This window comes from Paenibacillus sp. UNC496MF, from assembly GCF_900113915.1.
GTDB lineage: Bacteria > Bacillota > Bacilli > Paenibacillales > Paenibacillaceae > Paenibacillus_Z > Paenibacillus_Z artemisiicola.
Genome location: NZ_FORE01000009.1, coordinates 207,067 through 218,542 on the forward strand (window position 1 = coordinate 207,067; position 11,476 = coordinate 218,542).

Sequence of the window (11,476 nt, forward strand, 5' to 3'; positions counted from 1 at the left end):
GGAGGTGCGAACGCGATGACCACGCAAACGAGACCGAGACGGCGTTCGACGATCGCGGGCCTCGGCCTGCTGCTGGCCTGCTGCCTGGCGCTTGCCGCTTGCGGCAATTCCGGGAACGGCGCGGCAGCGAACGATCAGGCGGGCGGCGGCAACGCCGTCGCCGAGACGGGCAATGCCGGCGGGGGGCAAAACGCGGCCGCCGATAACGGCGGCGGCGACGCGGTGACCGCGAACGGCGGCGGCGGCGCGGCCGGAAACGCCGGCGGCGATGCCAGCGGCTCCACCGACGGCGGAGCTTCCGCGGACGGCGGCCAATCGACGGGCGCGAACGACGGCGCGATGCCGGACTATTCCGGCGGCGGCGCAGCCAATAAGCCTGCGGATCCGCCCAAAGCCTCGGACGACCATCCGTCCGCCTCGGACAAAACGGGCGACAAACCGGCCGCTTCCGTCTCCGGCAAATCCGGCGCGGACGATCACCCGTCCGCCTCGGACAAAGCGGACGGCGGTAAAGGCGGCGGCGCCGCGGCCCCGTCAACCGGCAAGGGCGGCACCGAAGATAAGCCGAAGCCGGGCGAGGACGACGGCAAAACCGCCGCGAAGCCGCCCCAAACCGCCGGGAAGGACGACAAGCCGGCCGCCGGCGAAACCGCCAAGCCCAAAACGTACACCGTCGAGATCAAGGACTTCGCGTTCTCGCCCGCCAAGCTGGACATCAAGGCCGGCGACAGCGTCACCTTCATCAACCGCGACGAGATCGAGCATACCGCGACGTCGGTCGACGGCGTGTTCGATACCGATTTGCTGGCCAAGGACGCCTCGAAGACGGTCGCGTTCAAGGACGCCGGCTCGTTCAGCTACAACTGCACGCCGCATCCCGGCATGAAGGGCGTCATTACCGTCAAGTAGAACATTCGAATGGTGCGCCGCCGCCCCGTTCCCGTTACAATAAAGACCATAACCTGCCTGTCGTGGAGGCTGCCCGATGCAAAATCTGTCCGATTACGAATTGATGCTTCTCGTCAAAGGCAAGCAGCATGCCGCGCTCTCGGAGCTGTACGACCGGCATGCGGGACTCGTCTATTCCTTTGCCTGGAAAGCGCTGAAGGAAGAAGCGGCCGCCAAGGACATCGTGCAGGCCGTCTTTCTCCGGCTGTGGACGACCGAATCGGGCTACGATCCCGACAAAGGCAAATTCACGAGCTGGCTGCTGACGATCGCGCGCAACCTCACGGCGGACCTGCTGCGCAAGCGGCGCAGGGATAACCTGGGCATCGTCCATTATCTGCGCGAGGATCTCGAACGCATTCCCGACCGGCGAAGCCAGACGCCCGAAGAACTGGCGGAGCATCACTTCGTGAAGGAGCAGATCCGAAGCGCGTACCGGCACTTGAGCAAGCAGCAAATTACGCTTCTGGAGCATTTCTACTGGCAGGGCTACACGCTGAGCGAGCTGGCGGCGCTGTACAACCAGCCGCTCGGAACGGTCAAGAACAGGCTGCATCAGACGTTGAAAATATTGCGACGACATCTGTCCGCGGAAGGAGTGGGAACGGGATGACGGATCGAGGAAAATCGCCGGAATGCGAAGATTGCCTGAGCTACGTGGCCGGCTTGTGCAGCGACGAAGAACGCCGCGCCTTCGAGCGTCATCTCCCCGGCTGCGACGCGTGCAGGCAGGAGCTTGAGGATCTGAACCTCGTTTGGGAGGCGCTTCCCGCCGCTATGGAAATGATGGAACCGCCTGCATCTCTGAAGCAGGAAGTCATGGACGCCGTCCGCGCGGCCGACGCGGAAGCCGCCGGCGCCGCCGCGGCTCGCAACGCCCCGGCGATGCAACCGGAACGGACGGCCCCGGCCGATCGCCGCCCCCGTCCGGCGTGGACGCGCAAGCCGGCGGTCGCCCTGTTCGCGGCCGCGGCCGCCGCGATCGTGCTGCTGTCCGTCTGGAACGTCGAGCTTCGCCGCGAACAAACGCTGAACCCGCTGCCGATCGAACGGGCGCTGAACGTCTCCGCGTCCAACATCGAGCAGTTGGTCGCGCTGAAGCCCGCGTCGCAGGAAGCCGGGAATTCCTCCGGCGTCGCCTGCATCATCGACAACGGGCAGAGCCGGCAGTTCGTCGTCTACGTGTTCGGCGCGTCGCCGACCGAGGGCGAGGAAGCCTATCAGGTGTGGCTGCTCAAGGACGGGCAGCGCAGCAGCGCCGGCACGTTCCGGATCGGCCGGGACAGCCGCGGCATCGGGCTGCTCGCGATGCCGATTCAAGGCAAGGACCTCGACTTCGACGCCATCGGCATCACGCTCGAACCGGACGACCGCGGCAGCCAGCCGCGCGGGCATAAGATGTACGGCTCGGTGTGACCGGGCCCCTGAATAGCGCGGCGGCCCGGATGTAATGGCGATCGCCGGGCATGCTTCGCCGCCCTTCCGCGGGCGGTCCGCGCGCCGGACCGCCGGAAGGGCGGTTTTGCTTGCGGCCGGGGCTTCCATCGGTCGCCTTGACCCGCGCTCCTCCTTGATCGTTGGCGGCCATTTGAAATCGCCCCCGCTTTTATGTCACTATTAACGACGGAAGTCTATTCCCAAGTCATTTCATGAAGGAGCGCGATGTTATGAAAATCCGTTATCATGGCCATGCCTGTCTGCAACTCCACACGGGCGGCAAATCGCTCGTCATCGATCCCTTCCTGAGCGGCAATCCCGTCGCCACCGTCAAGCCGGACGACATTCGGACCGACGCCGTCCTGCTGACGCACGCCCATATGGACCATATCCTGGACGCGGCTCCGATCGCCAAAGCGAACAACGACGCGCCGGTCGTCTCCATCGTCGAGCTGGCGGCGTACATGTCGTGGCAAGGCGTGAAGAATGCCATCGGCATGAACATGGGCGGCACGTTCGACCTCGGCTTCGCGAAAGCGAAAATGGTGCAGGCGTTCCACAGCTCGGGCATCGTCGTCGAGGAAACGAAACAGATTATGTACGCGGGCATGCCGGCCGGCTTCCTCATCTTCGCCGAAGGCTTGACGATTCTGCACGCGGGCGATACGTCGCTGTTCGCCGACATGAAGATGATCGGCGAACGCCACCCGATCGACGTCGCGTTCCTGCCGATCGGCGACTTCTACACGATGGGTCCGGAGGACGGACTCCAGGCGGCGGAGTGGTACAACGCGAAGCTGACGGTGCCGATTCACCACAGCACGTTCCCGGGCATCAACCAGGACGCGGAGCAGTTCGTGCGCCGGCTCGAAGAGCGCGGCCTGAAGGGCAAAGCGATGGCGCCGGGCGACGAACTCGAAGTCTAAGCCCGGCACCGGCGTTCCTTTGCCGATAGGCGGACGGCCCTAAACAGCAAAAAACCGGAACCTCGCGGGTTCCGGTTTTTTTGTACATGCTGCTGCGACGAGCTTATGTAACGGGCTCTTTGTCAAGCAAATACAAATACTTATGCCGCCGAAAGAAAATATAATACGGCATGCTGAACGGATTCAGATAATGCCAGCCTCGAATCGCGCACCCGCACCTTAATGTCAGGTCTTGAACCGTCTTGATCGTAACGGCGACTTTATTGCTCCTGCACCAATCGATAATCAGGTGCACTTCGTATTCGCCAGGCTCGAGCGGTATCCTTACCGTTTCGCCATTCTCGATCTTTCCCATTTCGGCATCATTGACCATAACCCGATAATTCCGCACGGCATTCACGAACCTCAAGTCGCGTTCGATGACCAGGCCGGGTAATTCCATATCGACTGCCCCCCCTTCCATCTAGCCTAAGATCTGCCTTGCGAGCAACATCGACGATTGGCCGCATGAAGAAACGCTCGCTATAAGTCTTCCTTCGAAAACGTCAGCACGGTGAGCTGCTCGTCCGCGGCGTGATGGCTGCATCTGGACAGTTGAACGTCGATATAGTTCGGGTCCCTGTCATGCATGCGAATGGCGCCGCAGTCGTATTCGGTCTTGCCTTTGTCCACGGTCCAGCCGTCCCTGGAGGGATCGACGACCCAGCGGATTTCCCGGCCGTTCGACATGACGTCGTGAACATACGGGCCGCTGTCCAGGGTCGGCGACACGATCATCAGGTTATCGCCGTAGCCATCGCCGAATTTGCGAACCAGCCGTTCGACCCGCGCGAGATCCGCCTTGTCCAGCCGATAGATGACCGGCTCGTCCGCAACCGCCTTCCCCGCCGCGATCGGACGAAGCAGCAGCGCCACCCCGATCAGCAGCGCCGCGATCGCGACGGATTGCGCGATGATGATCCTGGTCTTGAGCATAACCGGAAGCCCCCCTTGGCGCGATAAACGGAATTTCCATTTTTTACGCGCGATTGCGGGTTTTGTTGCGCTAGTCCCGAACATCATGTTAGGGCCGTGTTAAAAGCGTCCGGAGACGGACCCGAAAATACGTGTCCCCCGGCAGCCGCTTCCAGCTCTCCGACCGAACGCGGCAGCACGCGGAAAAGCCGAAACCTCGCGGGTTCCGGCTCGGGATTCGTTCCTTCTCAACCTTCATCGGCATAATGCTCGTGCCAGTCGCGGTTGCTCTCCGCATGGATCAACCGCAGCAATCCGATAAGCTCCTCCAGCCGCTTGAGCCGGGAATCGCATCGTCCAGCGGGCTCTAACCGCTTGATGGCCATCGCGTCGCGGATCAGGCCGTGCCACCGTTCGGGCAATTGCGCGAGGCCGTATGCCCCGGCGCCGATTTTGCTGGTCACGTCGCCCATGCGAATCGTGTACCACTGCCGGAGCATCCCAAGCACGCACCATTCCAACGCGAAGTCCAGCCGGTCGGGCGGCACGGTCTCCGCCTCGGCTTCCGGCGAAAGCCGGATTTGCTCCAAGCGGTCGATCCACCCGGCCCAGTAGGTATTCATGTTCGCGATGACGTAGCGGACGAGCGCCTCGGACGACGGCTCGTAGCGAAAAGAGATCGGCTTGCCGTACGCGCAGACGCCGCGTCTCCGAAGAATCCACCACGTGACCGGATTGATGTCGCCGGTTCCGTCCGTCTTGAGGTTCCGATCGGCATACGAGAGGATCGGAAGGAGTTCTTCGGCGGGCTTGCCCGCATCCTCCGCCCGGATATACGCGCCCATGATCTCGGTTCCCTCCAGCGCCGGTTCAAGCTCCGCGTGCGCTTCGCGAATCCGTTCCTGCTCGGAGGGCGTCGGCGCCCGCTTCACGAAGACGAGAAAATCGATGTCGCTCGAGCCCGCGACGTAGGCATCCAGCGCGGCCGAGCCGTACACGTACACGGCTTCCACGACATCCGGCATCCGGCTGTGCAGCGATTCGCCCAACCTGCGCATGCTGGCGCGAACGGCTTCCGGCAAACGTTCCGTCATCTCGTCATCCACCTCTCGATCGGAATGCGGAAGGGCCGATCCGCAAACCCGGCTTCCCCTTCCCATCATAAGAGCGGCAACCGTTTCCAAAAAGAGAAAGATTTCGCCCGCGACTTTCTTATTTTGGCGCGGCGTTTACGTTCGGGCCTAGTCCCGGCGAAACGGCTCGCCGAACGCCGCCTGGGTCCATCGCCGCAAAATCGCGCCCGACCGCCGGTCCGGGTGACGATCGTCCGAATCGTATGAGTGGTATTCCGAAAACGCTTTACGTAACGCGCATTTTCGCTCCGACCAGGGGCGCGTTCTTGATTCCTTGTTCGGCCGCGATCCATTCAGCCGCGCCTCGTTTCGTTCGCGGCGTTACGCAGGAGGTAGCATGACCCTACATTCGAAGTTGTTGCAGGCCAAGGACGACTGGCGGCTCGTCACGATTCAGACGGACGAAGGCGACCGGCTGACGGGCTTGGTGGAGGACTTGACGCGCTGGACGGTTACCCTGCGGCATGCGGAGGGCATCCGGTTCGTCCCGATCGCCGGCATCGTGCGCGCGTCCGCGCTCCGGCAGCTCGGCGACGGCTGACGGCCAGTTTACCTGGTCTCGCCGGCCGCCGGCGAGCGAAAAACAAAAAAGCGGCCGCTTCCGGAACAACCATTCCGTCCGCAGCCGCCGCCCTTGGCGATGAGGCATTCGCCGCATCTTCCCGCTCCATCATTCGTTGCCCGAGGCCGCGGACCGGCTTCGCAACCGCTCCCGCCGGCTGGTTCAGTCCGCGGACAGGCTGGCGACAACCTCGGCCAGCTTCTCCAGATTTTCTTCGTTGCCTTTGCCCGCGTAGGCTTTCACCTGCTCGTACACGGCCGCCGTCTCGAACTGCTGACGGAACACGACGCGCGTCTTGCCGTCGACGTCCTCGAACAAGGCGGTCAGCACGAAGACCGGCGCCTTGACATGCTTGAGGACGATCCGCTCGGGAGGCGCGATCTCCACGAACACGTTCGTGTTGGGGTAATCCGTGCCGTTCGGGCCGTGCATGACGAATTCCCAGGTGCCGCCGGGCCGGAGATCGAAGGCGCTGAACGTATTCGTGAATCCGCGCGGACCCCACCAGCGCGCGAGCAGCGCCGGGTCCGTCCACGCCCGGAACACCGTTTCCCGCGGCGCATCGATGACGCGCACCTCGACAAGCTCGTTCTCGCCCGCGGCGATCGTTCTTTGGTTGGCTTGATCGTTCATGATGATCCCTGCTTTCCTCTGATTTTGGTTGGCCGGCCGCATGCCGCCGACCGGCTCGCAATCGACGCCAAGATTATTCCGCTACCAGCTTGCCCAGCGCATCCAGCATGATGCCGGTGCCGTGCTCCCGCATCGCCGGCGTGTCGCGGCCGTCCAGGAACGCGCCCTGCTCGGTGAACACGAGCCGCGTGCCGCCGTCTTCCGCCCGGAGTTCCACGGTGACGACGGAGACCGATACCCGCGCCTCGTCCAGATCAAGCGCATACGAGTACACGATCCGCTCGTTCGGCACGATCTCCTGATACTGCGCCTCGAAATTCACGCTCATCCCGTCGGGCAGCCGGTCCCGGTTGCTCTCGCGGCCGCCGACGCGGAACTCGAACACGTCGGCCTTGGCGAACCATTGCGCCTTCTTCGCGGGATCCGACCACGCCGCGAACACGCGCTCGGGCTTCGCGCCGTAGACGCGCTCCACGACAAATTGAACATGCTCGGCAGTACGTTTCGTCATCTCAACATTCCTCCTCTAATGGCTCGTCCGCAAGCTCGCCGTCCAGAAAGCCGCCCAGCCGGTCCAGGCTGCTCTCCACGCTTCGCTTCCGTTCGAAAACGTATTTTTCGTGGCTCTTCTTCATCGTCTGCAGCAGGCCGAGGAAATCGTCCACGGACAGCCGTTCCTTCGCCGCCATCAGGTCGGCCACGTATTCCAGCTCGTCCAGCAGCTTCCGCTGGATCCGGATCGTCTCCTTCACGCGGGCCATCTGCTCCGCGACGATGTCGAACGGGCTGTATTCGCCCCCGGCCAGGATCGCTCTCACCTCGTCCAGCGACAGGTTCAATTCCTTCAACGCCAAAATCTGGTGCAGCCGAGTAATGTCCGCTTCATCGTACAACCGGTGACCCGACTCGGAAAACGCCGACGGCGAGAACAGCCCGATTCCGTCGTAAAACCGCAGCGTCCGGACGGTCAAGCCCGTCAGCTTCGCCAGCTCGCCGACCTTCCATGTTCGCTTCATAACCCTCCCCTTTCGTTCGCGCTTCGCGTTTACCGGTACCTTTACTATAAAACATGACGTTACGTAAGGTGCAAGCGCCTTATGCCCGAAACGCGAAAAAATTTTTCGGCGCCGCCGGCCGCCGAACGCCAAAACGCCCTTGCCGCGCTTCAAGCGGAAGCGCCGCAAGGGCAATCGTCCGGCCGCGAACCCGTCAACCGTTCACGATGCCGATCATGAAGCCGTCGTAGCCTTTAGAGCCGACGGTTTGAATCGCGGTCGCCGAGATGCGCGGCTCCTGCGCCAACAGGTCGAAGAAGGCGCGGACGCCCTGCACCCTTGGATCCGTGCTGTGACGTTCGATGACCGCCCCTTCGCGGACGACGTTGTCCCCGACGATCACCGTGCCGGGACGCGAGAAGCGCAGCGCCCACGTCAGGTACGCGGGATTGTTCGGCTTATCCGCGTCGATGAAGATCAGATCGAACGGCGCCGCCCCTTCCGCGTCCAGCTGCTCCAGCTGCTCCAGCGCCGGGCCGACGCGAACGTCGACGACGCGGTCCAGACCGGCCCGCGCCGCGTTCGCGACGGCGACGGCGGCATGGCGCGGATCCAGCTCCAGCGTCACCAGCGCGCCGTCCTCCGGGAGCGCGCGAGCCATCCAGATCGTGCTGTACCCGCCGAGCGTCCCGATCTCGAGTATGCGCTTCGCGCCCGCCATGCGCGCCAACAGCTGCAGCAGCTTGCCTTGGGCGGCGGACACGTCGATCGGCGGCAGATCGGCTTGGCGGTTCGCGTCCAGCGCCTCGTCCAGCGCCGGGTCCCGCGGGAGGAGACGGTCCTCGATATACTCGTCGACAAGGCTCCACGTAAAGGCTTCGTTCATGCTGATCCTCTCCTTTAGCGAATGGGTTGAGCTTCCAATTCCATTGTAGAGCCCCTATAATGATAAATAAAATATATCTTTATCTCACACTCATATATTAAATATATAAGTCGAACGGAAAGGAGCCCTCCCATGAACCTGCACGCCCTGCGCCTGTTTCACGTGATCGCGTCCACGGGCAGCGTGACCCGCGCCTCCGAGCTGCTCAGCATCAGCCAACCGGCCATCACCGCCCAAGTCAAGAAATTCGAGAAGGAGCTGGGCATGACGCTGCTGCAGCCGAGCGGACGCGGCATCGCCCTGACCGAAGCCGGCGCCGGCCTCGCGCTGCTGGCCAAGCGGCTGTTCGCGACGGAGCAGCAGATCGAACAATACTGCGAGGAATTCCGCGGCGGCGCGCGCGGCCATATTCGGATCGCCGCGACGTATTTGCCGGCGCAGTTTCTCATCCCCGCCTGGATCGCCAAATTCAAGCAGCGCTACGAGAACGTCGAGATGACGATCACGACGACCAATTCCGCCGACGCGTTCCGGCAGCTCTTGAACATGGACGCGGATATCGCGGTCTACGGCGGATTGACGGAAGAGCACCCGGACGCGATTCTGGCCGAGCAGCTGTTCCAGGACGAGCTGTGGTTCGTCGTCGCGCCGAACCATCCGTACGCGAACCGCGAGGTGTCGCTTCGCGACATGATGCGGGAGCCGTTCGTCATGCGGGAAGAAGGCAGCTCGACGCGCGAGCGGCTGCTGGCGCTCTGCCGGACGTACAACGTTCCCGCTCCGCGCATCCCGCTGCGGTTCAACGGGCTGCACGAAGCGATCATGGCCGTCATCGCCGGCTACGGCGCCAATTTCGTCTCCTCGCTCGTCGTGCGCGAGTACGTCCGGCGCGGCGAGCTCAGCCGCGTCCATGTGAAGGATATCCGGCTCGTCAATTCGATCGCCGTGTGCACGCGCCGGGACGAACCCCTTCCCGCCGCGGCGGCCAACCTCGTGAATCTGATCCGAAGCGAAGCCTGAACGCGGCTCCAGGCCGCGTCCGAACGGCGCAAAAAAGAGCCGTTCGCTGCCCCGGCGAGGGAGGCGGCAACAACGGCTCTTGGATGATTGTTAACGATGATGGCCGGCATAGGGGACGTTCGACTAGACGGCGGCGGATTCCGCCTGGATGCGCTGCGCCTCGCAGGCCCGGTCTAGCTCGTTACGCGATTAAGCCGGCGGCGGCGGCCGCTTCGCCCGCCAAGCCTGCAAGCTCCCGCATGCGCGTCCTTCCCGCCCGGCCACACCTTCCCGCCCATGGGTGAATATCCTGTATCATCATTCCATCACGGAGGTACAGCGATGATTCCGGGCTACCCCTATTACAGTCAAGAGACGAAATGCGAGCAGGTGCCGGTGACGTTCCCGCCCCAGCATCAGGACCGCCAGCCCGGTCTTGAATATCTGATGGTGCCGACGCCGATCTCGGATAATCCCGGCTACAAAGGCAGCGGGAAGCTGGCGGGCAAGGTCGCGATCATCACGGGCGGGGACAGCGGCATCGGCCGCGCGGTCGCCATCGCCTTCGCCAAAGAAGGCGCCGACGTCGCCATCGTCTACTTGTACGAGCGCGAAGACGCCGCCGCGACGCAAAAGACGGTGGAGCGGTACGGGCGGAGCTGCCTGCCGATCGAAGGCGACCTGCGCGTGCCGGCGTTCTCCGCGGAAGCCGTGAAGCGGACGCTGGAGCGCTACGGCAAGCTCGACGCGCTCGTCCTGAACCAAGGAGTCCAGTTTCCGCAGGACAGCATCTTGAACATCTCCGACGCGCAGCTGGAAGACACGTACCGCACGAACATTTTCCCTCACTTCTATATGACGAAGGCGGCGCTTCCCCATCTCCGTCCCGGCAGCACGATCACCAGCACCGCTTCCGTCACCGCCTACGCCGGCGCGCCGCTGCTCGTGGACTATTCCTCGACGAAGGGCGCGATCGTCTCCTTCACCCGCTCGCTGTCCCTTCAGCTCGTCAAATGCGGCGTTCGCGTCAATGCCGTCGCGCCGGGTCCGATCTGGACGCCGCTTATCGTGTCCAGCTATTCGGCGGAGTACGTGAAGACGTTCGGGCTGGAAACGCCGATGAAGCGCGCCGGCCAGCCGTTCGAGCTGGCGCCGACCTACGTCTATCTCGCCTCCGACGATTCGTCGTTCGTCACGGGCCAGGTGCTGCACGTGAACGGCGGGGTCATGACCGAGACCTGAGACAGCGGACGCCCCGCCGACTTATCGCAGACGAAAAAAGACCCCGAAACGGGGTCTTTTTGGCGCGTACGGGCGCGGCCTTCGCTGCTTCCGGTCTGCGGCGGCATGGCCGTTTACCGCTCGTCCGCCTTCCGCATCCAGTCGCGGAACCGGCTGCCCAGCTCCGGGCTGTCGAAGGCGTACGCTTCGCCGGAGCGGAGATGAAGCTCGACGCCGCCCGACGGACCGAACAGCAGCAGCTGCTCCGTCAACCCGTCCTCGAAGACGACCGTCGCCTCGCCGGCGGCGCCGTAAGCGTTGCCCGGCTCGAACGCGCGCATCGGCGCATGTCCCATCAAGTCGGACGCCTCCTGCCGTTCCTCGGCGCTCAGCGCGTACGGTTGCCCCGTCTGCCCGACCTGTATGTCCGCCGCCTCGCCGGCCAGCAGCTTCGCCTGAAACCGCGCCCGGCAGGCCGCGCCGTCGCCGCCGGACGAACAGCTGGAGACGAGGAGGACGAGACCGGCAAGAATCGCAAGAACCCCGCCCAGCCGATGCGCGCTCAGCGCCGCGCCGCTCGGCTCCGCGTCCCGAAACCTCCAGCCGACCGACATCTGCCATGACGTCGCGGGCGACAGCGCGCCGACGACGCCGATGGCGATCGCGACGAACCCGAGTAATGTCCGCATGCCCGCTTCTCCTTCCCATCGCATAAATTCCATATTATGGGCAGGCGCTGCGGAGACGCGATTGCATTCCGTGGGCGCCGGCGATGATCTGGC

General features: G+C 63.8%; 15 protein-coding genes. 7 read left to right on the forward strand and 8 right to left on the reverse strand.

What is annotated here, in order from left to right:
* Positions 1-15: 15 nt before the first annotated feature.
* The 4 genes from BMZ79_RS35505 to BMZ79_RS16800 all read left to right on the forward strand — a co-directional run bounded on the left by BMZ79_RS35505 (position 16) and on the right by BMZ79_RS16800 (position 3,311).
* The gene (locus BMZ79_RS35505; RefSeq protein WP_143088975.1) at positions 16-909 is read left to right on the forward strand and encodes a cupredoxin domain-containing protein; all 894 of its coding nucleotides are present in this window, start codon (positions 16-18) and stop codon (positions 907-909) included.
* A 76-nt stretch (positions 910-985) separates the two neighbouring features.
* A complete protein-coding gene (locus tag BMZ79_RS16790) occupies positions 986-1,561 on the forward strand; it encodes an RNA polymerase sigma factor (protein ID WP_090641843.1) in 576 nt (191 codons plus the stop codon).
* The gene (locus tag BMZ79_RS16795; protein WP_090641844.1) at positions 1,558-2,364 is read left to right on the forward strand and encodes an anti-sigma factor; all 807 of its coding nucleotides are present in this window, start codon (positions 1,558-1,560) and stop codon (positions 2,362-2,364) included. The genes BMZ79_RS16790 and BMZ79_RS16795 overlap by 4 nt, the downstream gene beginning before the upstream one ends.
* A 251-nt stretch (positions 2,365-2,615) precedes the next feature.
* Entirely contained in the window at positions 2,616-3,311 is a 696-nt protein-coding gene (locus BMZ79_RS16800) for a metal-dependent hydrolase (RefSeq protein WP_090641845.1), read from the forward strand.
* Positions 3,312-3,414: 103 nt separating this feature from the next.
* Here BMZ79_RS16800 and BMZ79_RS16805 read toward each other — a convergent pair whose 3' ends face one another.
* From BMZ79_RS16805 to BMZ79_RS16815, 3 genes are all read right to left on the reverse strand, one after another.
* The gene (locus BMZ79_RS16805) at positions 3,415-3,774 is read right to left on the reverse strand and encodes a hypothetical protein (RefSeq protein ID WP_218154703.1); all 360 of its coding nucleotides are present in this window, start codon (positions 3,772-3,774) and stop codon (positions 3,415-3,417) included.
* 59 nt (positions 3,775-3,833) lie between these two features.
* The gene (locus tag BMZ79_RS16810; protein ID WP_177222172.1) at positions 3,834-4,286 is read right to left on the reverse strand and encodes a DUF4362 domain-containing protein; all 453 of its coding nucleotides are present in this window, start codon (positions 4,284-4,286) and stop codon (positions 3,834-3,836) included.
* 227 nt (positions 4,287-4,513) lie between these two features.
* Positions 4,514-5,359, reverse strand: a complete 846-nt coding sequence (locus BMZ79_RS16815) for an aminoglycoside adenylyltransferase domain-containing protein (protein WP_177222173.1) — start codon at positions 5,357-5,359, stop codon at positions 4,514-4,516.
* Between the two features lie 376 nt (positions 5,360-5,735).
* Here BMZ79_RS16815 and BMZ79_RS16820 point away from each other — a divergent pair, with 376 nt between their 5' ends.
* Positions 5,736-5,939 (forward strand): hypothetical protein, encoded by a 204-nt coding sequence (locus BMZ79_RS16820; protein ID WP_143088976.1) that lies wholly within the window; start codon positions 5,736-5,738, stop codon positions 5,937-5,939.
* A 183-nt stretch (positions 5,940-6,122) separates the two neighbouring features.
* Here the strand turns inward: BMZ79_RS16820 and BMZ79_RS16825 are convergent, their stop codons facing one another.
* From BMZ79_RS16825 to BMZ79_RS16840, 4 genes are all read right to left on the reverse strand, one after another.
* On the reverse strand, positions 6,123-6,593 hold the full coding sequence (locus BMZ79_RS16825; RefSeq protein WP_177222174.1) for an SRPBCC family protein: 471 nt from the start codon (positions 6,591-6,593) through the stop codon (positions 6,123-6,125).
* A 73-nt stretch (positions 6,594-6,666) separates the two neighbouring features.
* Positions 6,667-7,104, reverse strand: coding sequence for an SRPBCC family protein (locus BMZ79_RS16830; protein ID WP_090641852.1), 438 nt, complete (start codon positions 7,102-7,104; stop codon positions 6,667-6,669).
* A gap of 1 nt (position 7,105) precedes the next feature.
* Positions 7,106-7,609, reverse strand: a complete 504-nt coding sequence (locus BMZ79_RS16835; protein ID WP_090641854.1) for a MerR family transcriptional regulator — start codon at positions 7,607-7,609, stop codon at positions 7,106-7,108.
* 193 nt (positions 7,610-7,802) lie between these two features.
* On the reverse strand, positions 7,803-8,474 hold the full coding sequence (locus tag BMZ79_RS16840) for an O-methyltransferase (protein WP_090641855.1): 672 nt from the start codon (positions 8,472-8,474) through the stop codon (positions 7,803-7,805).
* 132 nt (positions 8,475-8,606) lie between these two features.
* Between BMZ79_RS16840 and BMZ79_RS16845 the strand changes: the two genes are divergently transcribed.
* Positions 8,607-9,494: a LysR family transcriptional regulator gene (locus tag BMZ79_RS16845; protein WP_090641857.1), complete on the forward strand. Its 888-nt coding sequence runs from the start codon at positions 8,607-8,609 to the stop codon at positions 9,492-9,494.
* 321 nt (positions 9,495-9,815) lie between these two features.
* A complete protein-coding gene (locus BMZ79_RS16850) occupies positions 9,816-10,715 on the forward strand; it encodes an SDR family oxidoreductase (RefSeq protein WP_090641858.1) in 900 nt (299 codons plus the stop codon).
* A 113-nt stretch (positions 10,716-10,828) separates the two neighbouring features.
* Here the strand turns inward: BMZ79_RS16850 and BMZ79_RS16855 are convergent, their stop codons facing one another.
* The gene (locus BMZ79_RS16855; RefSeq protein WP_090641860.1) at positions 10,829-11,383 is read right to left on the reverse strand and encodes a DUF6199 family natural product biosynthesis protein; all 555 of its coding nucleotides are present in this window, start codon (positions 11,381-11,383) and stop codon (positions 10,829-10,831) included.
* Between the last annotated feature and the right edge of the window lie 93 nt (positions 11,384-11,476).